The sequence below is a fragment of the Brevundimonas naejangsanensis DSM 23858 genome (assembly GCF_000421705.1).
In the GTDB taxonomy this organism is placed as follows: Bacteria; Pseudomonadota; Alphaproteobacteria; order Caulobacterales; family Caulobacteraceae; genus Brevundimonas; species Brevundimonas naejangsanensis.
Genome location: NZ_ATXN01000002.1, coordinates 1353535 through 1378604, shown reverse-complemented (window position 1 = coordinate 1378604; position 25070 = coordinate 1353535). Strand labels below are relative to the sequence as shown.

20 protein-coding genes are annotated in these 25070 nt (G+C 67.4%); 7 read left to right on the top strand and 13 right to left on the bottom strand.

Translation table 11 applies throughout. From position 1 onward, the window contains the following. Window positions 1–151 precede the first annotated feature (151 nt). From hisD to H556_RS15600, 11 genes are all read right to left on the bottom strand, one after another. A complete protein-coding gene (hisD, locus tag H556_RS0106910; RefSeq protein WP_024353746.1) occupies window positions 152–1459 on the bottom strand; it encodes a histidinol dehydrogenase in 1308 nt (435 codons plus the stop codon). Then, window positions 1459–2340 carry an ATP phosphoribosyltransferase gene (gene hisG, locus H556_RS0106905; RefSeq protein ID WP_024353745.1) on the bottom strand — a complete coding sequence of 294 codons (882 nt, stop codon included), beginning with the start codon at window positions 2338–2340 and terminating at the stop codon, window positions 1459–1461. Before hisG ends, hisD begins: the two co-directional genes overlap by 1 nt. Window positions 2341–2349: 9 nt before the next feature. Then, complete coding sequence (locus H556_RS0106900) at window positions 2350–2634, bottom strand: YerC/YecD family TrpR-related protein (RefSeq protein WP_035302824.1); 285 nt, start codon at window positions 2632–2634, stop codon at window positions 2350–2352. A gap of 307 nt (window positions 2635–2941) precedes the next feature. Beyond that, window positions 2942–3694: an energy transducer TonB family protein gene (locus H556_RS0106895; protein ID WP_081650899.1), complete on the bottom strand. Its 753-nt coding sequence runs from the start codon at window positions 3692–3694 to the stop codon at window positions 2942–2944. Next, a complete protein-coding gene (locus H556_RS0106890; RefSeq protein WP_024353742.1) occupies window positions 3684–4058 on the bottom strand; it encodes a YbaN family protein in 375 nt (124 codons plus the stop codon). Before H556_RS0106890 ends, H556_RS0106895 begins: the two co-directional genes overlap by 11 nt. 32 nt (window positions 4059–4090) lie before the next feature. Then, window positions 4091–4681, bottom strand: coding sequence for a biliverdin-producing heme oxygenase (locus H556_RS0106885; protein ID WP_024353741.1), 591 nt, complete (start codon window positions 4679–4681; stop codon window positions 4091–4093). A 26-nt stretch (window positions 4682–4707) separates the two neighbouring features. Then, window positions 4708–6837: a TonB-dependent receptor domain-containing protein gene (locus H556_RS0106880; protein ID WP_245559443.1), complete on the bottom strand. Its 2130-nt coding sequence runs from the start codon at window positions 6835–6837 to the stop codon at window positions 4708–4710. Further along, window positions 6785–8218, bottom strand: coding sequence for a TonB-dependent receptor plug domain-containing protein (locus H556_RS16630; protein ID WP_245559431.1), 1434 nt, complete (start codon window positions 8216–8218; stop codon window positions 6785–6787). Before H556_RS16630 ends, H556_RS0106880 begins: the two co-directional genes overlap by 53 nt. 242 nt (window positions 8219–8460) lie before the next feature. Further along, the gene (locus H556_RS0106870) at window positions 8461–9480 is read right to left on the bottom strand and encodes a FecR family protein (protein WP_029673292.1); all 1020 of its coding nucleotides are present in this window, start codon (window positions 9478–9480) and stop codon (window positions 8461–8463) included. A 152-nt stretch (window positions 9481–9632) separates the two neighbouring features. Further along, complete coding sequence (locus H556_RS15605; RefSeq protein ID WP_211216099.1) at window positions 9633–10229, bottom strand: sigma-70 family RNA polymerase sigma factor; 597 nt, start codon at window positions 10227–10229, stop codon at window positions 9633–9635. Between the two features lie 252 nt (window positions 10230–10481). Next, on the bottom strand, window positions 10482–10802 hold the full coding sequence (locus H556_RS15600; protein WP_024353736.1) for a hypothetical protein: 321 nt from the start codon (window positions 10800–10802) through the stop codon (window positions 10482–10484). A gap of 263 nt (window positions 10803–11065) precedes the next feature. Between H556_RS15600 and H556_RS0106855 the strand changes: the two genes are divergently transcribed. The 6 genes from H556_RS0106855 (at window position 11066) to H556_RS0106830 (ending at window position 21008) form a co-directional block, all read left to right on the top strand. Next, the gene (locus H556_RS0106855) at window positions 11066–13576 is read left to right on the top strand and encodes a TonB-dependent receptor (RefSeq protein ID WP_245559430.1); all 2511 of its coding nucleotides are present in this window, start codon (window positions 11066–11068) and stop codon (window positions 13574–13576) included. A gap of 28 nt (window positions 13577–13604) precedes the next feature. After that, complete coding sequence (locus tag H556_RS0106850; RefSeq protein WP_024353734.1) at window positions 13605–16214, top strand: M14 family zinc carboxypeptidase; 2610 nt, start codon at window positions 13605–13607, stop codon at window positions 16212–16214. Window positions 16215–16302: 88 nt separating this feature from the next. Next, a complete protein-coding gene (locus H556_RS0106845) occupies window positions 16303–16491 on the top strand; it encodes an endonuclease domain-containing protein (RefSeq protein WP_051130217.1) in 189 nt (62 codons plus the stop codon). Window positions 16492–16623: 132 nt separating this feature from the next. Next, a complete protein-coding gene (locus tag H556_RS0106840; protein WP_024353733.1) occupies window positions 16624–17838 on the top strand; it encodes an NAD(P)/FAD-dependent oxidoreductase in 1215 nt (404 codons plus the stop codon). Window positions 17839–17950: 112 nt separating this feature from the next. Further along, window positions 17951–20248, top strand: coding sequence for a TonB-dependent receptor (locus H556_RS0106835; protein ID WP_024353732.1), 2298 nt, complete (start codon window positions 17951–17953; stop codon window positions 20246–20248). Between the two features lie 82 nt (window positions 20249–20330). Further along, complete coding sequence (locus H556_RS0106830) at window positions 20331–21008, top strand: Fe2+-dependent dioxygenase (protein ID WP_024353731.1); 678 nt, start codon at window positions 20331–20333, stop codon at window positions 21006–21008. Window positions 21009–21021: 13 nt separating this feature from the next. On the opposite strand, the gene H556_RS0106825 is transcribed toward H556_RS0106830, so the two are convergent. Together H556_RS0106825 and H556_RS0106820 are read right to left on the bottom strand one after the other, a co-directional pair. Beyond that, window positions 21022–22623: an ATP-binding protein gene (locus H556_RS0106825; RefSeq protein WP_024353730.1), complete on the bottom strand. Its 1602-nt coding sequence runs from the start codon at window positions 22621–22623 to the stop codon at window positions 21022–21024. A 118-nt stretch (window positions 22624–22741) separates the two neighbouring features. Further along, a complete protein-coding gene (locus H556_RS0106820) occupies window positions 22742–24154 on the bottom strand; it encodes a UDP-N-acetylmuramate--L-alanine ligase (protein WP_024353729.1) in 1413 nt (470 codons plus the stop codon). 76 nt (window positions 24155–24230) lie between these two features. On the opposite strand from H556_RS0106820, the gene H556_RS0106815 reads away from it, so the two are divergent. After that, a complete protein-coding gene (locus H556_RS0106815) occupies window positions 24231–25070 on the top strand; it encodes an LD-carboxypeptidase (RefSeq protein ID WP_024353728.1) in 840 nt (279 codons plus the stop codon).

Genomic DNA, 25070 nt, shown 5'->3' with positions numbered 1-25070 from the left:
CCCCTCGTGGGAGAAGGCGGCTCGCGTAGCGAGACGGATGAGGGGGCGGTGTCCAAAGGCGAGACGGGCGAGGGCGAAGCCAGCACACCCCTCATCCGACCTGCTCTGCAGGCCACCTTCTCCCTCAAGGGGAGAAGGAAGAGGTTCTGTGTCATCCCGCGCTCCTCAGATCAGCGGCTCTGGCGTGGGCTTCCAGCCCTTCCAGTCGGGCCAGTGCGGCGGCGACGGGGGCGAGGGCGGCGGCGCCCTGCTTGCTGACGGTCTGCACCGACATGGTGGTCATGAAGCTGGCGGTGGTGACGCCTCCCATCGTCCGCGCCGCGCCGTCGGTGGGCAGGACATGGCTCGGCCCGGCGGCGTAGTCGCCCAGCGTTTCCGCCGCCCAGCGCCCGACGAAGACGGCGCCCGCCGCGCCGATCTGTTCGACCAGTCGCTCGGCCTCTTCCGTCTGGATCGACAGATGTTCGGGGCCATAGAGGTTTGCGACCTCGCACGCCTCGGCCATGTCGCGCACGCGGATGGCGCGGGCCTCGGCCAGAGACGCGCGGGCGATGGCGGCGCGGGGCAGGCGCTCCACCTGACGTTCGACCTCGGCGATGATCTCGCTCAGGGCCGTGCCGCTGTCGGAGATAAGGATCACCTGCGCGTCCGCGTCATGTTCGGCCTGGCTCAACAGATCCGCCGCGACGATCTCGAAATCAGCGTCGCGGTCGGCGATGACCAGCAGTTCCGACGGCCCCGCCGGAAGGTCCTGCGCCGGGCCGGCGGGTAGGGAGGCGGCGTAACGCTTGGCCTCGGCGACATAGGCGTTGCCGGGACCGAACAGTTTGTCGACGGGGGCGATGACGCCGCCTTCCAGTTCGACGCCGAAGGTCAGGGCGGCGATGGCCTGCGCCCCGCCCAGCAGCCATAACTCATCCAGCCCCGCCTCGGCGGCGGCGGCGATCATGGCGGGGTGGACCGAGCCGTCCTTCGACGGCGGGGTGACGGCGACGCGCCGCCTGACCCCGGCCACGCCAGCCGGTATGGCCAGCATCAGCAGCGATGAAAACAACGGCGCCGTCCCGCCCGGAACATACAGTCCCGCCGAGCTGATGGGCCGCCAGACCAGCTTCGACTTCACGCCCGGCGTCGTCTCGATGAAGGGCGTATCCTCGGGCCGGGTCGCCTGATGGAAGACGCGCACATTGTCGGCGGCGACCCGCAGGGCGCGGGCGGCGGCGGGCGGTAGGTCGCGACGCGCCTTGGTCGCAGCGGCCTCGGTGATTTCGATGCGGCGCGGCGGGGCGCCGTCCAGACGGGTCGCCCAGTCGCTCACGGCCTCGCCGCCGCGCGCCTGCACGTCGTCGAAGATTTCGCGCACCACGCTGGAGACGAAGCCCTCGGTGCGACGCTGCGGGCGGGCCAAAGCGGCTTTGCGCCCGGCGGCGTCCAGTTGGTTCCAGTCGATACGCTTCATCACATCATCTTCTCGATGGGCAGGACCAGTATGGCCGACGCCCCTTCGGCCTTCAGTTTCTCCAGCGTTTCCCAGAAGACCGCCTCCTGACACACGGCGTGGACGGCCACGGCGTCGTCGCGGCCCGACAGGGGCATGACGGTTGGCGACCCTGCGCCGGGCAACAGGGCGGTGATCCGGTCCAGCGCCGCGCGCGGCGCGTTCAGCATCACGTATTTGGCCCCCTGCGACGACACCACGCCCGCCATCCGCTCGACGATGGAGTCCAGCAGGTGCTGCAGACCCGCTTCGGGCGCGGTCGGCGCCTTGATCAGCACCGCCTGACTGTCCAGCACCGTCTCGCGCGCGCTCAGGCCGTTGGCCTCCAGCGTGGCCCCGGTCGAGACCAGATCGCAGATGGCGGCGGCCAGCTTCAGCCGCGGCGCCACCTCGACCGCGCCGCGCATGGTGACGATGTCGGCGTCCACCCCCGCCTCATCCAGAAAGCGCCGCAGGATCTTGGGATAGGAGGTGGCGATCCGCAGGCCCTGCAGCGACGTCGGCCCGGCGTAGTCCAGCCCCGGCGGCGTCGCGATCTTCAGCGTGCATCGACCGAAGCCCAGAGGCATGACGACCTCTGCGTTCGGCCCGCCGTTCTTCACTTCCTCCAGCACATTCTCGCCGACGATGCCCAGATCGCAGACCCCGTCCGCCACGAAGGTCGGAATGTCGTCGTCGCGCACCCGCAGCAGGTCGATCGGATAGTTCTCGATCCGATACAGCAGGTCGTTGTTGCCTTTGACCACGCGCAGGCCCGCATCGCGGACCAGATCGAGGCTGCGTTCGGCCAGACGGCCGGATTTCTGGACGGCGATGCGCAGCCGCCCCTGAACCGTGCTCATGATGTCAACTCAGGCTTTCAGTCTGTCCAGCACCAGCCGATAGCCCTGGTGCGGCATGTCCTTCAGGGAGCGCGCGACGCGCACCACGGTGGTAGGGCTGGCGGGCGCCTCGGCGGCGATCTCGCGATAGGTTCTGTCCCCGGCGTCCAGCATCCGCGCCACCTGCCACCGCTCGGCCATGGCGCGCAGCTCGGCCGGGGTGCACAGGTCGGCCAGAAACGCGTCCGCCTCCTCCCGCGTTTTCAGCGAGAGCAGGGCGTCCAGCAATGCAGTCCTGGCGGCGTCGGTGCTCATGGCGCGTTCCATTATGCTGTAACAATGGAACGGTCAAGGGCGGCCTTTATCTTTCCTGTCGAGACCAGTCGAAACCTGCTCAAAACAAGCGATAAGCTGCGCAGGCAGGGCCGGCCGTCGCGAAGGTTCGCCGGGGGCTATCCGAAGGGCGGCGTTGGCGGAGCCGATAGCCTATGCGCTCACGCAAAGTCCTGCGATTAGCGTCCACGTCCGCTAACCATCCTTGGCGGAGCCGCTAACGTCAGCGACGCGCCAGGAACGGTAATTGGCCTCATCGCCGAAAGCTCACATTCTGCGTTTCAAGCCATCATCGCCCTCGCGTGAAGAAGTCGACAGGGACGGTCAGGGTGATGCGTTCGCCCGGCGTCTCGGCGGGCGGCGCGGGCAGGGGTTGGGCGCGCTGGAGCAGGGCCAGGGCTTCGCGATCCAGGGCGGGATGACCCGAACTGCGTTCCAGTTTGGAGGAAAGCACCCTGCCCTGCCGGTCCATGATGAAATTGACATAGGCCACCCCCTGAAGGCGCCGTGCGCGCGCTTCGGCCGGATAGCGTTTGCGACTTTCCAGATGAGCCAGAATTCGGCCTTCCCATGTCTGGGCGGCAGAGGATGCAGAGGCGGCGGGCGGAGCGTCACGGCTGGGCGGCGCCATGGCTTCTGTTGACGGTTGGGTCTGGGCCGCGCTCTCAATGCGAGGCGTCGTTTGGGGCGCCGTCAGCGGTTCGACGTCAACTGCGGCGGCGACCTGAAGGCGAGGTTGTATCCGAGGCTTGGGAGAAGACTGCTGGGCAGCCGCCTCGGCCTGCATCGGACCGGGCGGGCGCTCGGATAGCGGGCGCGGCGGCGCCTGGAAGCGCACCAGCTCAACCTCAAACACCTGCTCAGGCGGCAGGACCACGGGCGGACGCGCAGCCCATAGCCCGCCCGCCACGACCAGAGGCGTAACGTGCAGCAAGACCGAGGCCGCAACGCCCACGCCCCACCGCCGCCGGCGACGAGATCGGGCGCCGCTTCGAACCTCGGCGCCGCAGGGCGCCGCAGCAGTCGTCAGGTCAAACGCCATTCTGGCCTCCCGACGACGGGCGTGAAGCCACGAAGACCGCGCAGACCGTCATAGCGACCGCCACCGTCAGGCCCAGCCAGAGACCAGGTCGAACCACCAGCCAGAACAGACCAAAACCCACCGCCATACCCAGACAGGCGGCGATCTTGGCCCGGCGCGGCACAGCGCCCTCGGCCCGCCAGGCGCGCAGGGTCGGCCCGAACCGAGGGTGGTTCAGAAGCCAGGCCTCCAGCCGTGGCGACGATCGCGTAAAGCAGGCGGCGGCCAGGATCAGGAAGATGGTCGTCGGCATCAGCGGAACGAAAGCTCCGATGAAGCCCAGCCCGACAAACATCAGGCCAAGAGCCAGCCACCCTGCTCGCATGGGGTCGCCAGCGCCCCGGCATGGTCGTGACCTCAGCCAAGCGCGGCATTGGCCAGGGACTGAACGCGCGCGAAAGCGGCGTTGGCGCCGGCGACGGCGCGATCCTCCTCTTGCGCAGACAGTTTGGCGGCGTCCAGCGCTGCGGTGAAGGCGCGCCAGTGAGCCGCGGGGCCATCGCCGAACGGCGCCAGATGCCGGGCGCCGTGGTCGTCGGACAGCCCCAGCTTGGCGGCCTCCTTGCGCAGCAGCGCCGCGCCGAGGTTCGAACCTTCTGCCACGTAGAGCCAGCCCAGCGCCGTGGCTGCGTCCACCGGCTGACCGGGCTGGAACACCGGCGGCGTCTCGACCGGCGGCGTGTCCCGTCCCAGATCCGCCAGGTCGGCCGCGATCAGCGCCAGACGCCGACGCTCGGGCAGGTCCGGCAACAATGCAACCAGGCCTGCGTCGTCATAGAGGGCGTCGATGTCGCGGTGAAACGTCCACTGCACCCCGGCGAACCGGCCATACCCCTCAAGGCTGTCGAAAGACGACGCCTCCATGATCGACTTGTCCAGCCGGTCATGGACCTCATGCGTCAGGGCCTTCAGCCGCTTGGACCGGGGCAGATCAATCGTATCGGTCATGGATTAAACTCCTACTGGGGTGCGGGTCAGAAGCGGTAGCTGAGGCCGATGCGGACCGTGTGCAGATCCGCGTCCGAACGGACCTTGCGGCCCTCGACGATGTTGATGGTGCCGGGGCCGGATTTGGAGACGCGCACGCGCTCTCCGGTCACAGGGTCGCGGACAAAGCCATCGAACGAATAGGCCAGACCCACGCCAGCGCGTGCATCCTCATATTCAAACGTCTCGCGCCCGAAGTTGGCGTAGTTGTATTCAGCGCGCAGCGACCAGCGGTCGTTGAGGGCCCGCTCGGCCCCAACGCCAAGCACGGCGCCGGTTCGGACATGGCGGTCCTGCTCGGTGAAATAGTGTTCGAGTGGCAGGCCGCCGGGCGAATAGCTGCTGATGCCGAAATCAGTTCGGCTTGTGGGCGGCGTCGAGCGGTACTGGCGACGAGTCTGGGTTTCGTTCATCCAGCCCACGCCTGCGGTCCCGTAGACCAGGTTCTGCCCGAACGCGTAGCCCAGCTTGCCGTGCAGCGTGACCAGCCGATCCCACTTGTATCGGGTGTCCGATTCCAGGATGCCCGCCGCACGAAGGGACGCCACGCTGGGGCTTTCGCCCGAAGTGGATGAGACAACCACCCCGGACCAGGCCGCCAGATCGCCCGTCGATATGTCGCTACCCACACCCACGACGATATTGTTGGCCAACTGGTAGTTATAGCCCGCGCGCACGCCGCCGATGAAGTTACGGATCTTCTCGTCAACGCGGCTGCCGTTGTCGATATCAGCGGGCTTGCCGGCCGTATCGGTCACGCTGCCCTGGGTGCGGCCGGAGCCGTAGCCGAAGTCCAGTCCGACATAGGGGCCGGTCCAGTCGACAGTCTCGGCATCGCCTGCATCGCTGAACCAGTCGCTGATCGACAGGCCGCCACGCGAGCCGAAGGTCTGGGACAGGCCGATGCGGAATGTGCGGCCGGGCGCCGGAATGAAGCCCAGACTCATCGGCTCCGTATAATAACGGTCCGTCAGATTATCGACGCTCCAGTTGATCGACAGGCCGTCATCCACCTTGAAGCTGCCGGTCAGGTCGACCAGCGTGTAGGGATGCCATTCGACAGCGGTGATCAGCGGCAGATAGCCGGTTGTCGGCTTCTCGGCGCCGATGGAGCGTTCGCCCATGTAGGTCACGCGCGCGCCGATCGTCGCCCGATCATTCAAGAACTTCTGATTGACCGACAGATTGGCCGACCAGTTGGGCGGGATGTAGTTGGTGGCGTAGTCCGAGGCCAGCGAACTGGCGATGCAGCTTTCGCCCGGACGACAGAAGCGGATGCTGTCGTAATAGGTGACCCCGGCGTCCAGGCTGAAGCCGCCCGACTTGTAGCTGAGATTGCCTTCCAGCCCCCGGAACTGCGCCCGGTCGATGTTGTACATCTGCATCGAGCCGAGCTGCAGGATGTAGCGACGCGAAATATAGCTGTCGATGTCGTTGTCGAACCAGACCAGCTTCAGCCCCAGCTCGTCGTCAGGCTTCAGAACATCATAGCGGATGTAGTTGGCGCCGATCTCCCAATTGCTTGCCGTTTCCTTATGCAGGTCGGGATTGGCCACCATGAAGAAGTTGGTGGTCGCCTCCAGCAGCGAGGGCAGACGGGCGGCGTGCTTGTAGTTGGCGAACAACTGCAGACCGTCCAACGGCGTCGCCACCGCGCCGAGCGACCAGTTGAAGGCGTCCTCGTCGCGCTTCAGGCGGGCGCCGTGGTGGACCGTGCCGGACTGGCGGTCTTCCAGCGTGTAGTTCTGATATCGCACGCCTGCGGTCAGGCGCAGCCATGACGTCGGATCCAGCGCCGTATCCGCGAACAGGCTGTACTCGCTGCGGACGCCTTCGCGCCCCGGCGGAATGGCCGTTCCGGCAGCCCATTCCCCGTCAGGCCCCGCCTTCTCATGCAGGTAGGAGACGCCGTAGTCCGCAGAGAGCTGGCCGATGGGCGTCGTCAATCTGGAGGCATTGCCAATGTCCGCGCCCCAGCTGTCGACATAACGGCGCGCCGGATCGGAGTTGTAGAATGAAGGCGCGCTTTCCTTCAGCCTGGATACCCAGCCGTTCAGCTTCAGATCAATCAGGTCGCTGTCCGGGTTCCAGCGGTGCCTCGCTGTGAAGCGATCCAGGTCCGTCTTGGAGAAGATCGTGTTCTGGAACAGCCCCCGTCGTGCTGGCGAGCGTCCCCGGATAGTTTTCGCCGAAGGTGCTGCGATAGCCGCCATAGCCCAGTTCCAGCACATGGTCCGGAGCCGGACGGATCACCGCCTTCAGCAGCACGGACTCTGTCTCGCTGGAGGTGTTGTAGACTTCTTCGCCGCCTACGAACGGCGTCGAGCCGTGCATGTCGTAGAAGGCCACCGCGCGTTCGCAAAGCTGGCGCAGCACGGTCTCGTTCGTGCCTGCCGCGCAGAAAGGCGAAGGCGTCCCGGTCGCCTTGGGCGCGTATTTGCCGCTCGCGCCGGCAAAATAGTTGCCGGTGTTGCGGTAGGAATAGCCTGCAAGCAGGTCCACCCTGTCGCTCTTGCGCGCCAACACCAGGCTGGCCGAACCGCCGCCGGGCAGCAGGAAGCCGGGCCTTTCACGGCCGCGCGTCGCGGCAAGCGGATCGCCGTAGAAGCTGAGCGGCTCAAGGATGTTTCGCGTCATGTTCGAGTTGGGCGTCGTGTTGTTGCCCGACAGGGACGCCATCAACCGGATCCCCATGACGTCGCCCTCGGGCACGATGTCATCGACGCCGAGGGTCTTCATCGAAACCGATCCGCCGATCCCGCCCGCGATCGCATTGCCCATCGACGGGCCCTTTTCGATGGCGATATGGCTGATGAAATCCGGGTCGACGAAGCTGCGGTTGCTGGTCCCCTGATAGCCGCGATAGACGGTCGTTCCGTTGATCGCCCCATCAACCGTCACCGGCACCCGGCCCTGGCCCTGCATGCCGCGAATATTGACGTCCAGGCCGCCGCTGCTGCGCGCCTCGCCTGAAATAATGCCGGTGGCCCCGCGCAGCATGTCGGCCGGAGCCTGCGCCGGATAGGCTTCCAGCTGGTCGCGGTTGATCACGCTGACCGATCCCGGCGTTACATAGACGGAATCGCCCGCTCCATCCCAGCCCGCAGCGCGCCCGTTGCCGGCTCCAGATCCGGCGTCGGCGCCTCCGCCCTCGACCCGCACCGCGCCCAGCTGGATTATGCCCGGCTGCGCCTGTGGCGCGCGCTCAAGGGTGACGACGTTCCCGCTGATGCGATAGGTCAGACCGGTGCCGACCAGCAAACGGCCAAGAGCCTCTCGGGGGGTCATGACGCCTGCCGCCGATGCAGAAGCACGACCGCTCGCCAGGGTTGCAGGCACGCTGACCTGCAGGTTCGCCTGACGGCCGAAGACCGCCAACGCAGAGGACAGCGACTGGGCCGGAATATCGAAGCTGCGCTGTTCATCGCGCGCTTGGGCCGCAACAGGATCGGTCCAGACTAAGCCGGAGATCGTCGTCGTCGCCAGCAATGCGCTCATCCACAGCGCGCGCCGCCTGGCTTGGCCCCCATCGGTCATCATCAATCGTCCTTCCGTCAAAATCACTCAATGAGGGATGCGATCGACAGATTTGCAAACGCGATGCAAATGCAGATGCCCTCACCTCATATCGACAGGCGGAGCGAGGATTTTTTCGCCAAATAATGAGCCGCGCTCAGAACGACAGCCATATTTGTCATATTTTACAGGGTGTTGACGGAAGAAAATCTTTTCGGGGCCACTCAGCCGTCCGACAGAATCAGCAACCAGGGCGTGATCTGGGTAACGCGGCCGCCATGGGCCTTGGTCAAGGCGCCCATGGCTCCGGCCGTATCCTGCAAATCATAGATGCCCGTGACGCGCCGCCCGGCAAGCGCGCCGGGGCGCACCAAAATTATGCCGCGATGCCAGGGACGCAACGCGTCCACGACTTCGCTCACTGACCGATCCTGGACCGCAAGCCGTCCGTCACGCCAGGCCCCGATCAGTTCGGGCGGCGCCGTCCCGCGCAAGGCCCTCCCTGCTGGATCGACTGAGACATTCTGACCGGCGACGAGCCGTTCCGAGATGGTGCGGCCGGTCCTTGCGTCGGCGACCCGGACAATCCCGTGTCCGACCGCGACGCGGGTGGCGCCGTCGGTCAGCCCGACCTCGAAAGCCGTTCCGATGTCGGCCGTCTCGACATTGCGTGCGGTGACCCGAAATGGCCTTGGGTCATCCTGCACATCGAACCATGCCTGGCCTCGAAGCAGGCCTATCCGCCGCTCCGCCGAGGAATAGTCGATGCTGACAGCGGAGCCTGGCGACAGGCTGATGTGGCTTCCATCCGCCAGCGTCATCGTACGCAGTTCGCCGGTCCCGGCGATCGCGTCGGCCTGCCAACGCAGAACGGCTTCGGGCGCGGCGAGGACGACGACGAGCGCCGCCGCGACCGCAGACAGGGCCGCCGCGACAGGCGCCCGGCCCTTGCCTGGGGCTCGGCGCGCCTCGGCTCTCATTCCATACGCCGGCCGGGGTCTACGTGCGCCAGGGATCGAAGAGATCGGAGCGGCTTCGCGCCTTTCGCCTAACCTCGCCCAGTGCTCGGAATGGAGCGGGCTGGCCTCGCCTATCCCGGCATAGATCCGGGCGCTCTCTTCCCAAGCCCTGGCCCTGACCGGGGCTGCGGCGCGCCATTGATCGAAACGCGCCCGCGTCTCCAGATCCTCCGGCGCCTCCCGTAGGGCAATGATCCAGTCCAGAGCTTCAGCGTCGGCGCGCATCCGGTCCGAGTCAGAAGCTTCAGTCATCCCAGTCTCCTCCCCCGACTCGCGTCAAACAGATGTCCCTGTCGCCCGGACTTCACGGGCGCCCCTTGGTATTGACTGTCTAGCCGTCGCTTTTTTCGGATAATCCGCCCAGGCATCAATACGGGTCACCGCAGCCGCGAACGGCAGTGGGCGATGCCTGTCACGACCAGTTCATGCGCGACCGTAACGGACACGCCCAGTTCGACGGCGATCTCCCGCAGCTTCGCTCCCCCGAACCTGTGCATTTCAACCGCGATCCGGACGCGTTCGGGCAACTCGGCAAGGGCGGCCTCCAGACGCATCAATTCATTTCGCGAAAGAACGACCTGTTCCGGCGTGGGCTGGACGGCGGCCATTTCGTCCAGAGCGGCCTGACCATCCGGAGCAAAAACCTCGCTGTCCCGGCGCGACCGCCATAGCCGATCTATCGCCAGATTGCGGACGATCCGCGAAAGATAGCCGCCCGGGCTCGCCAGATGTTGCTTCCTGGCCATCTCGCCAAGGCGCAGATAGGCTTCCTGCACCACGTCTTCCGCATGATCCCGGTTGCCCGTGATCCGACTCGCATAGCGAATAAGGTTGCGGCGCTGCTCTTCAAACTCTGCGTATTGAAGCCTGGTTCGCCCCACCTGGATCGCCTTGCGTACGGCGCCCTTCTCCAGGGCGACGCCTAAACCGACACCCGCCACAATTGCGAATGATTTGCAATCGATAGACGTCAAGCTGTGTCAGTGCAAGGGCAGGCACAGGACTTGCGCCCGCCAGCACCGGACGATGTGCGACGCTGTAGAATGCTGACCTTCAGCTCAGAGACCGGCTTCCTATGTCGCGGAAGCGCCAGTGGAGGCCCTTGGCTTCATGGCCCAAACCCGACGCTGGGCGCCCCTCTGCGTCTCAGGGCGGCAAAGCCTTTCTGAGACTGACCGTCAGCCCTTCATCGGGTCCCAGAAGCGGTTTCGGTGGCGACGCCTCGGTCAAACCCAGCATGTTCGCCGCAGCATACATAAGTCGAAAACTTCCGTGCACGCGGAACAGATCCCACAAACCGACGAAGGCGGGTCGCATCGGTCCGCTTCCTCGCGATTGCCTCTGACAGCCGCTGCCGCGAGCGCAGCGGCCTGTTCTGGAAATAGCCCGTCTGCCACGCTGTACCTGCAGTCGGCGCTGGCCAGCAGCGCTGCCTTGCCGCCCCAGTCGCCGCTGTAGCCGATGGACAGGCCCGGCGCCGCCTGTGGGAAAGCCGCCAGGTCGACGGCGATGTCGCCGGGCGCAATGACCTCGCCTTCGGACGTCATTCGTTTTCATGACCCTGCATTGCGCCAAGCTTTCTATACGTCGATTTAGTATTTCTACATTAGAGCCGCTGCTCAGCCATGCCTTATTGCGCACCCAATTGTGACACTTATTGCGGTGCAACATCCCCATGATCAGGCCTTCCCTGACCGTTCTCGCCTTTCTTTCGGCCGCAGGCGCGTGCGGCGCCGCACAAGCCCGAAGCGATGAAAATCTAACAGATCAGGCCCAGGTTGCGGCGGCTCATTCGGTCGCGGATGTCGTGGTGACCGGGTCCAACATTCGCCGCGCCAACACGGAAGGCTTCAACCCGGTGCAGGTGATCGGGCGCGAGGAGCTGGAAAGCTCGGGCAAGTCGACGACGGCGGACCTGTTGCGCTCGATCTCGGCCAATACCGGCAACGGCTCGAACGAGACGCAGAACAGCGGCTGGTCGTCCGGCGCGGCGGGCATCGGCCTGCGCGGTCTGTCGCAAAAAAACACCCTGGTGCTGCTGAACGGACGCCGCGTAGCCAACTACGGCTTCCCCGGCGGCGGCCTGTCGGACACCTTCGTCAACCTGAACGCCCTGCCGATGGTGGCGACCCAGCGGCTGGAGGTGCTGAAGGACGGCGCCTCGGCCGTCTACGGCTCGGACGCCGTGGCGGGCGTGACCAACATCATCACCCGCCAGAATTTCCAGGGTCTGGAGTTCGGCGCCAGCTACGGTCTCGCCGATCAGGGCGGGCTGGAGACCTCCACCGCCAAACTGGTCGCCGGGCATGGCGACCTGGAGACGGACGGCTACAACATCCTGCTGTCGCTGGAGGCCTATACCCGCAATCGGCTGGATCAGGACCAGCGCGACCTGACCAAGTCGGGCATCTATGACGACCTGCCCGGCGGCCGCTGGAACGGCTGGTCGGCCAAGGGCGCGCGCTTCCTAGTCGACGGTAAGTCCGTGCCCTTCCTCAATGCCCAGGGCCAGTGCCCCGAAGGCATGGTGCTGACCGCCAGCGCCCCGATCGACGGCCTGGCCGGCGACACCTGCGCCATCAACCTGGCGCCGCACACGACGCTGATCCCCTCGACCGACCGCTATCAGGCCTATCTGTTCGGGACCAAGCGCCTGACGCCGCAGATCGAGGCCTTTGGCGAGGTGCTCTATTCCTACGTCGAGGGGGCGTCCTTGTTCGGCTCCAGCCCCTTCTTCACCCTGGAAGGCGGGCGGTTCGCGCTGAACGCCGAGACCGGGCTGGCCGAGCCGGTGTCGAACCTGCTGCCCGCCAATAATCCCTACAATCCTTACGGCGTCGCCACGCCGATCGAATACACCTTCTTCGACCTGGGCCGGACGCTGAAGACCAATGAGTCCAAGTCCTATCGCGCCCTCGCCGGGGTGCGCGGTCGTCATGACCGCTTCGACTGGGAAGCCGCCGTCTTCGCCTCAGGCAGCGACGAGCGCGAGACGGTGTCGGGCGGCTTCGCTCATCGCTGGAACCTGGCCGACGCCCTGGCTGACGGCACGCTGAACCTGCACGATCCGGGCGCCACGCCGCAGGCCGTGCTGGACGGCATCCGCCTGTCGACCCTGCGTCCGGCGGAGTCCCGCCTCTATGGGGCCGACTTCAAGATTTCGGGCGAGCTGTTCAACCTGCCCGCCGGTCAGATCGGCTACGCCGCCGGGGTCGAGTTTCGCCATGAAAGCCTGGTCTCAAGCAATCCGTGGCAGATCGACGCCGGGCTGCAGATCCGCCCCGCCATCGCCGCGGTGGACGGCGAGCGTGACGTCTGGGCCGCCTATGCCGAGTTCAACATCCCCGTCCTGAGCAATCTGGACGTCCAGGTCGCCGCGCGGGCGGACGAATACAGCGACTTCGGCAGCGCCTTCTCGCCCAAGGCGGGCGTGCGGTGGAAGCCGCTGGAGTGGCTGGCGCTGCGGGCTTCGGCCTCACGCGGGTTCCGCGCGCCGTCGCTGTCGGAGAACTCGGCCTCGACCATGATCTCCTACGGCTCGGTCATCGACCCCTATGATCCCGACCTGCCCAACTCGCGCCAGAGCCCGACCTTCTTCACCGTCGGCAACACCGATCTGGAGCCGGAAAAGACCCGTTCCTACAATCTGGGCGTCGTCTTCACCCCGACACGCGATACGGCGCTGAGCATCGACTGGTATCAGATCAAGCTCGACAACCTGATCGGCACGGGCAACACCACCGCCATCGTCCAGAGCAACGACCCCGCCGACGTCGTCCGCGACGAACGCGGCAAACTGCAGGCGGTCTATAATCGCTACCGCAACCTGACAGCGCTGGAGACGTCGGGCTTCGACGTGGACTTCAGCCAGCGCTGGCGCACCGAGGGATGGGGGACGTTCACCGTCTCCAGCGCCTATACGCACCTGCTGGAATACAAGCGGCCGAACGCGGCGGGCGGGCCGCTGCTGGACTACGCGGGGTCGAACCGGGGCGCGACCCTGCCGGCGCACAAGGCGACGACGCGGCTGGCCTGGAACCGCGACGTCTTCGACGCCAACCTGACCTGGTACTACACCTCGGGTTATGATCAGGTGCCGGAAGTCGGGGGACAATCGCGCGTGGACGCCTATCACCAGTTCGATCTGTATGCGGCGTGGTCCGGGCTGGAGCGCGTGACCCTCTACGCCAAGGTTGAGAACCTGCTGGACGAAGCGCCGCCGCACGACGCCTCCTTCCCCGGCGTGCGCGCGCCATACGACTTCGGCCAGTACGATCTGCGCGGGCGCTACTTCCGCGTCGGCTTCGACGTCCGCTTCTGATCCCTTTTTCGCATCGAGACCTGACACCATGAGCGTTCAACACGCCCGTTCATCCCTCCGTCGCATCCTGACCGGCGGCGCAGCGGCGGCGGTCCTGCTGGGCGGCGTCGCCCTGACGGCGCCCGCCCCGGCCCTGGCCCAGAGCGCCTATTTCTTCCCTCAGGCGGCGGCGGGGGATTTCGACCCCGCCATCCCGACGCCGGAAGCCTTCCTCGGCTATCCGATCGGCTCGCACTACACCCGCCACGACCGCATCGTGGACTATCTGCGCGAACTGGCCCGCCTGTCGGACCGGGTGACGGTCGAGGAGATCGGCCGCAGCTATGAACAGCGGCCCCTGCTGTCCGTGGTCATCACCTCGGGCGCCAATCAGGGTCGGATCGACCAGATCCAGCGCGCCCATATCGCGGCGGGCGATCCCGGCGGCCCGGCGGCGGGCGCCGACGCCCCGGTCGTCGTCGGCCTGTTCTACAGCGTCCACGGCAATGAGACCTCCAGCGGCGAGGCGGCCCTGCTGACCGCCTATTATCTGGCCGCCGGGCGCTCGCCCGAGGTGCTGGACTGGCTGGACAAGGCCGTGGTCGTCATCGACCCGGCCCAGAACCCCGACGGCCGCGACCGCGCCGCCAACTGGCACAACGCCTGGAAAAACCAGCCCGCCGTCTCGGACCCGCTGGACAAGGAGCACGTCGAGGCCTGGCCCGCCGGGCGGACCAACCACTATTTCACCGACCTGAACCGCGACTGGCTGGCGGTGACGCAGAAAGAGACGCGCGCCAAGCTGGAGGCCTTTCATCGCTGGCGCCCCAACATCCAGATCGACTTCCACGAGATGGGCGCGGGCAGCACCTATTATTTCGAGCCCTCGCCCGCCAGCATGGAAAGCCCGCTGCTGCCGCGCGCCAGCTATGAGTGGAACGTGACGCTGGCCCGCTATCATGCCCAGGCGCTGGATAGCCTCGGCTCGCTCTATTACACGCGCGAAGTCTTCGACAACTTCTCGCCGGTCTACGGCTCGACCTATCCCGACTTCCACGGCGGGGTCGGGGTGACGGTCGAACAGGCCAGCTCGCGCGGGCTGGTGCAGGACACGGCCAACGGCCCGCTGACCTTCCCCTTCACCATCCGCAACCAAACCAATGTCGGCCTCGCCACCATCCGCGGCGCCGTCGCCGAGCGCGCCGGGCTGCAGGCCTTCCAGCGCGACTTCTTCCGTTCGGCCGTCGAACAGGGGCGGCGCCATTCCAGCCAGGCCTTCGTATTCGGCGACGCGGCCGATCCGGGCCTGACGCGCCAGACGCTGGACCTGCTGCTGGCCCACCGCATCCAGGTCCATCCGCTGACCGAGCGGGTGACGCAGAACGGCCGCGCCTATGAGCCGGGCAGCGCCTATGTCGTGCCCTCGGCCCAGCCGCAGTTCCGCCTGGTCCACTCCATCTTCGACCGGACGCCCCCGACCAGGGGCAGCGTCTACGGCAGCACCTCCTATTCGGTCGCCCTGGCCTATGGGCTGAAGAGCGACGGCCTGCGCCGCGTCCCCGCCCACGGGTCGGCCGTGACCGAAGCGCCCGTCGCAACCGGCGGCGTCAGCGGGCCCCAGGACGCCTACGCCTATGTCGTCGACTGGCGCGATCTGAACGCCCCACGCGTTCTAGCGGCCCTGTTGCGTCAGGACGTGCGCGTCCGCGCCGCATTCGAGCCGCTGACCGCGCGGACCGCGGCGGGCGACAGCGCCTTCGGGCGCGGCTCCCTGGTCGTGACCACGGCGGGGCAATCGCTGGACGCCGCCGCCCTGCGCGCCGCCGTCGACACGGCCGCACGCGAGGCAGGCGTGGTCGCTCACGCCGTCTCGACCGGTCAGAGCGTCGCGGGCGTCGATCTGGGCAGCGACAATGTGAAAGTGGTGCGTGCGCCGCGCATCGCCCTGGTCATGGGCGAGGGCGTCAACGCTACCGAGATCGGTTCGACCTGGTTCGCCCTCAGCGAGCGGCTGAACTATCCGGCGACGCGGCTGGACCCGTCTCAGTTGGGTCGCGTGCCGCTGGGAAGCTATGACAGCATCGTCCTGTCCGGCGGGCGCTACGACAACCTCGGCCAGCCGACAGTCGACGCCCTGAAGGCTTGGGTGCGCGCGGGCGGGTCCCTGGTGGTGTTCGGCAACGCCGCGCGCTGGGCCGCCGCCAACGACCTGGCCCCGCAGGCCGCCTCTGAAGATGAGAAAAAGGCTGAGGTCGAGCGCCGCGACTATGCCGACCGCGGCGCAATCCAGGGCGAACAACGGACGGCAGGCAACGCCCTGTCGGCCGACGCCGACATCAGCCATCCCCTGGCCTTCGGCCTGTCGCGCCGCGACCTGTTCGTGAACAAGGAGACGGACGTCGTTCTGGCCCCCGTGGCCGATCCCTTTGCCAACGTCGTGCGGATCGAGACCGACCCGCAGGTCAACGGCTACCTGCCCGAAGCCCTGCGCGCCCGATCGGCCGGTTCGGTCTGGGCTCAGGTGAACCCGGTCGGCGCGGGCAATGTCGTCCTTTTCGCCGACGACCCGGCCCACCGCAAATATTGGCTCGGCACGGAGCGTCTGCTGATCAACGCCCTGTTCTTGTCTAACCACATAGCCCCAGCGGGCCGCCGCTGAACTGCGTAAGCCAGCGAGGATTTCGAGTCATCTGGTTCAAAGTCCTTGCGGTGGTCTCGAGGGGCTAAAATTTCGCCGCCAGCATCCGGTGGGCGTCTACATCCTCGACTTCTACTGCCCTGTCGCGCGCCTCGCTGTGGAGGTAGACGGCGCAACGCACGACGACCCTGATCAAATCGCTCACGATGCGCGGGGAACCGCATGGTTGAAGGCGCAGGGGATTGAGGTTCTGCGCATCCGGGCTACGGACGTTCGGGATCATCTCGAGGGGGGCTGACGGTGATCCTGTTCCACGCGACGGGGCGTTAGAGAGCCCCTCCACCACTTCGTGGTCCCCCTCCCCATTCCATGGGGAGGAAAAAGTTGACGACCACTCGCTAGTCGAGCCTCGCCGCTCTATCTGTCCGCCATGAGCAAGGTTCTGATCATCGGCGCGGGACACGCGGGGGGCTCGGCGGCGGCGCTGCTGAGGCAGTATGGGTTTGAGGGCGAGATCGTCCTGGCGGGGCAGGAGAGGGCGCCGCCCTATCAGCGCCCGCCCCTGTCCAAGGCCTGGCTGAAGGGGGAGGCGGGTCTGGAAGACCTGTTGCTGCGCCCCGAGAGCTTCTACGCTGAGCAGAATATCGCGCTGCGCATCGGCGTCACGGCGACCGCCATCGACGCGGGCGGCAAGACCGTGACCTTCGCCGACGGAACGGTCGAGGCTTACGACACGCTGATCCTCGCCACCGGCTCGACGGCGCGGAAGCTGACGCTTCCCGGCGCCGACCGGCCCGACCTGCTGGAGCTTCGCACCCTCGAAGACGCCGAGCGGCTGAAGGCGGTTCTGGCTCCGGGCAAGCGGCTGGTGGTGGTCGGCGGCGGCTATGTCGGGCTCGAGGCGGCGGCCTCGGCCCGCGCCCTGGGCGCCGAGGCGGTGGTGATGGAGCGTATGGACCGGGTGCTGGCGCGCGTGGCCTCTCAGCCCCTGTCGGCCTTCTTCACCGACCTGCACAAAAAGCACGGCGTCGAGATTCTGACCGGCGCCGAGGTCGCGGGGTTTGAGGATGCGGGCGTGCGTCTGGCGGACGGCGAACTGATCGCGGCGGATGCGGTGCTGGTCGGCGTCGGCGCCTTCGCCTGCGAGGCCCTGGCGCGCACGGCGGGACTGGCGTGCGACAATGGCGTGGTGGTGGACGAGACCGCCCGCACCCGCGACCCGCACATCTACGCCATCGGCGACGTGACGCGGCGGCCGATCCCGGTCCATGGCGGCGTCATGCACCGGTTGGAGAGCGTGCCCAACGCCCTTGAACAGGCCAAGCAGGCGGCCTCGGCCATCGTCGGCCGAGCGGCCCCGGCGCCGGAGGTCCCCTGGTTCTGGTCTGACCAGTACGACGTCAAGCTGCAGATCGCGGGCGTGCCCTTCGACGCCGACCGCCAACTGGTGCGCGGCGATCCGGCCAGCGGCGCCTTCTCGGTCTTCCATCTGGCGGGAGAGCGCATCGTGGCGGTGGAGGCGGTCAACGCCCCGGCCGACTTCATGGGCGGGCGCCTGCTGATCAGCAAAGGGGCGCCGGTTGACGACGTTCTTCTGGCCGACCCTGCGGTCTCGATCAAGGCGGTGGCCAAGACTCAGGCGTGACCTGCGTGTGACATTGAAGTCGCAAGTGCGATTTAGTCGCAGGAGTCAGATTGTCGCACCCCGAAATGGTGCTAATGCGAGCCGGTCTCAATCATAGATCGGTTCCTCCCCCATGTCCGACGCTCGCCCCGACGCTCGCCTTGACACTCGCTCCGCCGCCCTCAAGGCGCTCCTGTTCGCGTCCAGCGCCGCTGGCATGCTGTGCGCGGCGCCCGCGATGGCGGCGGCCGCCGACGAAGCCGCGCCCGCCGATGGCGTGATCAGCCAGGACGCCACCCACCTGGGCACGGTGGACGTGAACGGCCATCGCGTGAAGCGCGAGCCGAAGGACCCGCAGTTCGTCGCCCCCCTGGTCGACACGCCGCGCGCCGTGACCGTGATCCCGCAGCAGATCATCGAACAGACGGCGGCCACCTCGCTGCAGGACATCCTGCGCACCTCGCCGGGCATCACCTTCGGCGCGGGCGAGGGCGGCCAGCCTCTGGCCGACCGGCCCTTCATCCGGGGTCAGGCCTCGGGCAACAACATCTTCGTCGACGGGGTGCGCGACACCGGCGGCCAGCAGCGCGAGGTCTTCAACCTGGAGCAGGTCGAGGTCATCAAGGGCGCCGATTCCGTCTACTCGGGCCGGGGCTCGGGCGGCGGCAGCATCAATCTGTCATCCAAGGCGCCGCGCCTGGCCAACTTCGTCAACGGCTCGGCCGGGGCCGGTACGGACGATTATCTGCGCGGCACGGTGGACGCCAACTGGCAGGTCGGGCCGACCGCCGCCATGCGCCTGAACCTCATGGCCTCGCAAGGCGACGTGCCGGGCCGCAATGGGGCCGACTTCGACAAGTGGGGCGTCGGCGCCGCGATCGCCGTGGGTCTGGGCACGCCGACCACCATCACCGCCAGCTACTACCACCTCGACAGCAATCAACTGCCTGACTACGGCGTCCCACTCTACACCAAGCTGGGCGGGGCGACCGCGCCGCGTCCGGACGCCTCGGGCGTGCTGGACGTGCCCTACGACAGCTTCTACGGCCTGAAGGCGCGCGACTATCTGAACAATACGGTCGACAGCCTGACGCTGGAGATCGAGCACCGGTTCAGCGACACTCTGGCCCTGCGCAACGTCACCCGCTACTCGCAGACGCTGAATGATTACGTCGTCACCAACCCCGGCGACGGTGGAAACGCCCAGTTGATCGACGGCGTCTGGTGGATGAAGCGGGGCCTGAAGTCGCGCTGGAACCCGGCCGAGACCCTGGCCAACGTCACCGACCTGCACGGCGCCTTCCTGACCGGTTCGATCAAGCACGACTTCGACGTCGGCGTCGAGCTGTCGCGCGAGAAGAACCAGAACGCCTCCTACACGGTCACGACCCTGACCGGCACGGCCTGCCCGGCGCCGCTGACGGGGCTGGACTGCACCCAGGTCTATGCCCCCAATCCGAACGATCCGTGGACGGGCACGAAGACGCGCGGTCTGGTCAGCCGGGCCGACACCGATTCCATCGGCGTCTACGCCTTTGACGCCATTCACCTGAGCGACCGGCTGATCCTGAACCTGGGTCTGCGTTGGGACGACTATTCGGTTGAGGGGCTGAACGCCTCGGGCACGGTGACGGCGCCGATCTATGCCCCCACGCGCGGCGACTGGGACTTCGTCAACTATCAGGTCGGCCTGGTCTACAAGCCGACGGCGAACAGCAGCATCTACGCCTCCTTCTCGACCGCCTCGACGCCGCCGACCATCTCGGCCGGGGATCAGAATACGGGCACGACCAACGGCAGCGCCAACTTCGTCGCCACCGTTCTCGACCCTGAGGAAACCGAGAGCTTCGAGATCGGCGCCAAGGCCAATCTGTTCGGCGATCGCCTGGCGCTCAGCGGCGCCCTGTTCCACCTGACCCGCAAGAACGCAGCCATTCTGGTGGCGCCGGACCGCTATGAGCAGGCGGGCGAGGCCAGGGTGAAGGGTCTGGAACTGGGCGTGTCGGGCAACATCACCGACAAGTGGCAGGTGTTCGGCGGCTACACCTGGATGGACTCTGAACTGGTGCGCGGCGCCTATAACAGCATCAATCTGGGCGACGCCCTGGCCAATACGCCCGAGCACAGCGCCAGCCTGTTCACCACCTATCGCCTCCTGCCGAAACTGAGCCTGGGCGGCGGCGTCTACTATGTGTCGAAATCCTGGGGCGGCAATCAGGGCGGGGCCGGCGGCGGCGGCAATCGCGTCTATGCGCCGGAATACACCCGGTTCGACCTGTTCGCCTCCTACGACATCAACGAGCGCGCCTCGCTGCAGCTGAACGTCCAGAACGCCGGGGATGAGGAATACATCATCCGCACCAACGGCGTGCACCACGCCGACGTCGCCCCGGGGCGTCAGGCCATCCTGACCCTGAACGTCCGCTACTAAGAGGCCGCGTTTCGCGTCATCATGTCGGCCCCGCGCTTTCGCCAGCAGCGGGGCCGATGCGTTTTCAGACGGTGAGAGAGCCATGCTGCTGCACATCCCCGAAGTCTTCACCAAGGCCGAGGTGCAGGCGCTGCGCCAGACGCTGGACGCCGGTCCCTGGGCTGACGGCAACATGACGTCGGGCCATCAGTCGGCGAGCGCCAAGCGCAATCAGCAACTGCCCGAGGACAGCGCCCCGGCGCGCGAGGTGTCGGCTCTGGTGGTCCAGGCGCTGAACGCCAATCCGATGTTCGTCTCGGCCGCCCTGCCGCACACGATTTTTCCGCCCCTGTTCAATCGCTATGAGGGCGGCGGCGAGTTCGGCACGCACGTCGACAACGCTATCCGCCAGCGCGAGGGCTGTCGCATCCGCAGCGACCTGTCGGCCACCCTCTTCCTGTCCGAGCCCGAGGACTATGACGGGGGCGAGCTGATCATCGAGGAGATGTACGGCGCCCAGTCGATCAAGCTGCCGGCGGGCGATCTGGTCCTCTATCCGTCCAAGAGCCTGCACCGGGTGACGCCCGTCACGCGCGGCGCCCGCGTCTCCAGCTTCATGTGGATGCAGAGCCTGATCCGCGACGACGCCGACCGCGAGACCCTGTTCCGCCTCGACGTGGCGATCCAGCGCGTCAACCTCGACAAGGGGCCCAAGGATCCGGCCGTGATCGAACTGACCGGCGTCTATCACAACCTGCTGCGGCGCTGGTCCGAGGTGTGACGCCTCGGCGCGCTCAGGCCGCCTGCGCCGCCTCGCCGCGCGACAGTACAAGCCGTATCGCGTTCAGCAGGGCCTCGGGCTGGATCGGCTTCTGCGCCACCCCGTCCATCCCCGCCGCCAGGTAGACGACCTCGTCGCGCGGATCGGCGTTGGCCGTCAGCGCCAGAATGGGCAGGGCGGCGGCCGGGCCGGGCAGGGCGCGGATCGCCCGCGTCGCCGCCACCCCGTCCATCACCGGCATCTTCACATCCATCAGGATCAGATCGAAGGGCGCGGCCGCCGCGCGCTCGACCGCCTGACGGCCGTTCTCGGCGGTCTCATGGGTGCAGCCGAACAACTCCAGCACCTTGCCCGCGACGAAGCGGTTGGCGGCGTGGTCGTCCACCACCAGCACATGCAGGGTGTCATGGAAGGTCGGCGCCGCCTGACGGTCCTCATCGCGGCGGCCGTCGGCCTGCGCCAGCGGCAGGCGCAGGTCGAAGCAGAAGCGCGCCCCGCCCTGAGGCGAACGCTCGACCGCCAGCACCCCCTCCATCCGTTCGACGATCTGGCGGCAGATGGCCAGGCCGAGGCCCGCGCCCGCGCCCTGCCGTCCCGCCTCGCCGGTGTTGAACGGCTCGAAGATGGCGCGCGCCGCCTCGTCGCTGACGCCGGGGCCGCTGTCGTCGACGGTCGCGGACAGCCGCACCTGTCCGTCCTGAAGCGCTGTCGCCAGCCGCACCCGCACCACGCCCGCCTCGGTGAACTTCAGGGCGTTGCCGATCAGATTGTTCAATAGCTGTTTGAGCCGCATCTCATCGCCGACGACCCATCGCGCGGCCGTCAGCTCCGCCTCGACCTGCAGTTCCAGCGCCTTCTCCTCGGCGCGCGGGCTCCACAGGGCCGACAGGTCCGCCGCCACCGACTGCAGGTCCAGCGGCGCGGGCTCCAGCGTCAGCATCCCGGCCTCGGCCCGCGACATGTCCAGCGCATCGGTCAGCAGCCGCAGCAGGCTGGCGCCCGAATCCAGAATGGTGCGCACGTGCGGGCGCAGGGCTTCCTGCGTCAGTTGCCGCTCCATCAGGGCGGCCACCCCCAGCACCCCGTTCAGGGGCGTGCGGATCTCGTGGCTCATCACGGCCAGGAACTCGGACTTGGCGCGGCTGGAGGCGCGGGCCTCCGCCTCGGCGCGGACCAGATTCTGGGCCAGTTCGGCCATGGCTTCCGCGCGGCGTTTGTGGATCGCCACCCCGGCCTGAAGCACGTGCAGCCCTGCGCCCACCCCGACATAGCGGCCGCGCGAGACGACGATGAATCCTTTCAGCAGGGCGCCCAGACCGGCCGCGTCCATCGATTGGAACAGCACGTCGGCCGAGGCGTCCGCCTCCACCACCATCGGCGCCGGGTCCATCAGCGCCGAGACCGGGCGCCGGACATAGAGGGCGCGACCGAACTCGGCCGCCAGCTTCAGGGTGAAGGCGTTGCGCTCGATCAGGCCGATGGGCCGTCCCTCGGCGTCGGCTACGGCGATGACCAGGGTTTCGGGCTCAGCCTCGAACCGGGCCAGCGCCTCTGCGCCCAGGGCGTCGGGCGCCATCGGCGCCGAGGCGTCCACGAAATCTCCGATCCTGGCCATTTCCCAGCCGTCTCCTGCGTCTTGCCAGAGCAGGGTTAGGTCAGGGCGCTTAACAGGCGATTTGCCGGAAATGAATGTTTTGCAAGGCTAATTTGACGATTGATCTGATGGCGGACAGTCAGAGGCGCGCCAGCAGTTCCGCCGCAAAGGTCGACAGGCTGTCGTCGCGCGCCCCCATGACCACGACCCGGTCGCCGGGACGGGCCATGTCCACGATGCGGTCGCCGCAGTCGGCGCGGGTCGCCAGCGCCAGCGCCTGACGCCCCGCCGCGCGCACGCCGGCCGCTATGTCCTCGCTGCCGACGCTGCGGTCGGTGGTGCCGCCGTAATAGACCGGCTCGGGCATCAGCAGCACGTCGTCGGGCCGCATCAGCCCGGCGAAGCCCTCGATGAACGCCTGCTGCATCAGCTTCAGCGGGCCGAAGCCGTGCGGCTGGAACAGGATCAGCAACCGTCCGTCAAAGGAGTGCAGGGTCTTAAGGGTGGCGGCGATCTTGTCCGGATTGTGAGCGAAGTCGTCGATGACGGTGACGCCGCCCTGCGTTCCCACCACCTCCAGCCGCCGCCGGATACCGCTGAAGGTCTCCAGCGCCGCGACCGCCTGATCCATGTCGACGCCCAGCGCCCGAACCGCCCCCAGCGCCGCCAGAGCATTGGCGACGTTGTGCGCGCCCGGCACGTTCAGCCTCGCCGCCCGCGTCGCCTCGCCGCGCACCCGCAGCTCAAAGGTCATGCCGGTCGGCAGGGGCTGAAGGTCGTGCGCCGACATGTCGGCCTCTTCCTCGCCCAGCGCGAAGGTGATCGCCTTGCCGGGGGGCAGGGTCTGCGCCAGTTCTTGGGCCAGCGCCGCCGTCTCGGGATTGTCGAGGTTCAGCACCGCCGTCGTGGCCCGGTCGACGAAGCCGCCGAACAGGTCGCGCAACTCCTCCATCGACTTGTGGTCCAGCGAGATGTTGGAGACCACGGCGACCGTCGGATCATAGCGGGCGATGGAGCCGTCGCTCTCGTCCACCTCGGCCACGAACAGCCCAGTCTCGTTATTTGGTCCGCCGATCAGGGCGCTGGCGAACGGTTGTGCGGCGCTGGCGAAGTTCTTCATCACCGCGCCGTTGACCACGGTCGGCGCGCGCCCCGCCTGATCGAGAATCCAGGCGACCATGCCGGTGATGGTCGACTTGCCGCTGGTGCCCGCCACGCCGACCGAGGTCGGGGCCGCGTTGAACAGTTCGCTGAGCAGCTGGGGCCGGGTCTTGATGACGGCGCCGACACGCCGGGCCGCGCCGATGTCGGGCACGGTGTCCTCGACCGCGCCGGTGGCGACGACCACCTGATCGGCGCTGAACACGCCCGATCCGTCCTGCGGGTGCAGGGCGACGCCGTGGGCGCGCAGCCAGTCGAACTTCTCGGGCGTGCGGCCCTGATCCAGCGCCCGATCGGAGCCTGAGATTCGGTTCCCCTGCGCCTGAACGATCATGGCCAGCGGCATCATGCCGGAGCCGCCAACGCCGCAGAAGAAGTAGTCTTTGTTCATCGGCTTGATTTCAATGCGGGAAAGCGGGGAATGTCCGGTCTGACTAGCACGCAAGACGCTCAAGGCCACCCCGTCCATGCAGACCAGACCGTTCCGAATCGGCGTCGTCAACGCCAGCTCCCGTCTCGATCCGGCGCGGGGCGAGGCGATCCGGGCGTGGGCGGCGGCGCAGTGGCCGGATGGCGCGGTCGAACTGGTGCTGCACCCGGCCCTCCATGACGTCCACGGCCATTTCGGCGGCGACGACGCCACCCGCGCCCGCGCCTTTGTCGAGACGGCCAACGACCCCGACATCGACGCCGTCTGGTTCGCGCGCGGCGGTTACGGCGCCTGCCGCATCGCCGAGGCGGTGATCCCCGAACTGACCGCCCATGCCTGGGCCAAGCGCTATCTCGGCTATTCCGACGCGGGCAGCCTGCTGGCGGCCCTGTATCGTGCGGGCTTTCCTCATGTGGCGCACGGACCGATGGCCTCGGACGGGTCGCGTCATGACGCCGCGGGTCTTCGGGCGGTTAACTGGCTACGGAGCGGCGACCCGGCCTCGCTGGAGCCCTCCCTGCTGAGCGACCCCCGACCCGCCGTCGGCTTCAACCTGACCATCCTGAACGAACTGGTCGGCACGGAGATCGAGCCGGATCTGACCGGCCACGTCGTCATGCTGGAAGAGGTGTCCGAGGCCCTCTATCGCGTCGACCGGATGATGTTCCACCTGACAGGCCAGGCCTCGATCCGCCGCGTGGCGGGCATCCGTCTGGGCCGCGTGTCCGACGTGACGGCCAATGACCCCGACTTCGGCCTGACGGCGGAGGAGATCGTGCGTCACTGGTGCGTACGCTCAGGCATTCCCTATCTGGGGCTGGCCGATATCGGTCATGACCGGGACAACAAGGTCGTGCCTTTCGGCTCCCGCGCCTGA

Excerpts from the sequence above, each read along its gene's own strand:
- hisD (WP_024353746.1), bottom strand. The coding sequence starts at position 1,459 with ATGAAGCGTATCGACTGGAACCAACTGGACGCCGCCGGGCGCAAAGCC.
- hisG (WP_024353745.1), bottom strand. The coding sequence starts at position 2,340 with ATGAGCACGGTTCAGGGGCGGCTGCGCATCGCCGTCCAGAAATCCGGC.
- H556_RS0106900 (WP_035302824.1), bottom strand. The coding sequence starts at position 2,634 with ATGAGCACCGACGCCGCCAGGACTGCATTGCTGGACGCCCTGCTCTCG.
- H556_RS0106895 (WP_081650899.1), bottom strand. The coding sequence starts at position 3,694 with ATGGCGTTTGACCTGACGACTGCTGCGGCGCCCTGCGGCGCCGAGGTT.
- H556_RS0106890 (WP_024353742.1), bottom strand. The coding sequence starts at position 4,058 with ATGCGAGCAGGGTGGCTGGCTCTTGGCCTGATGTTTGTCGGGCTGGGC.
- H556_RS0106885 (WP_024353741.1), bottom strand. The coding sequence starts at position 4,681 with ATGACCGATACGATTGATCTGCCCCGGTCCAAGCGGCTGAAGGCCCTG.
- H556_RS16630 (WP_245559431.1), bottom strand. The coding sequence starts at position 8,218 with ATGAGCGCATTGCTGGCGACGACGACGATCTCCGGCTTAGTCTGGACC.
- H556_RS0106870 (WP_029673292.1), bottom strand. The coding sequence starts at position 9,480 with ATGCGCGCCGACGCTGAAGCTCTGGACTGGATCATTGCCCTACGGGAG.
- H556_RS15600 (WP_024353736.1), bottom strand. The coding sequence starts at position 10,802 with ATGACGTCCGAAGGCGAGGTCATTGCGCCCGGCGACATCGCCGTCGAC.
- H556_RS0106850 (WP_024353734.1), top strand. The coding sequence starts at position 13,605 with ATGAGCGTTCAACACGCCCGTTCATCCCTCCGTCGCATCCTGACCGGC.
- H556_RS0106840 (WP_024353733.1), top strand. The coding sequence starts at position 16,624 with ATGAGCAAGGTTCTGATCATCGGCGCGGGACACGCGGGGGGCTCGGCG.
- H556_RS0106835 (WP_024353732.1), top strand. The coding sequence starts at position 17,951 with ATGTCCGACGCTCGCCCCGACGCTCGCCTTGACACTCGCTCCGCCGCC.
- H556_RS0106830 (WP_024353731.1), top strand. The coding sequence starts at position 20,331 with ATGCTGCTGCACATCCCCGAAGTCTTCACCAAGGCCGAGGTGCAGGCG.
- H556_RS0106825 (WP_024353730.1), bottom strand. The coding sequence starts at position 22,623 with ATGGCCAGGATCGGAGATTTCGTGGACGCCTCGGCGCCGATGGCGCCC.
- H556_RS0106820 (WP_024353729.1), bottom strand. The coding sequence starts at position 24,154 with ATGAACAAAGACTACTTCTTCTGCGGCGTTGGCGGCTCCGGCATGATG.
- H556_RS0106815 (WP_024353728.1), top strand. The coding sequence starts at position 24,231 with ATGCAGACCAGACCGTTCCGAATCGGCGTCGTCAACGCCAGCTCCCGT.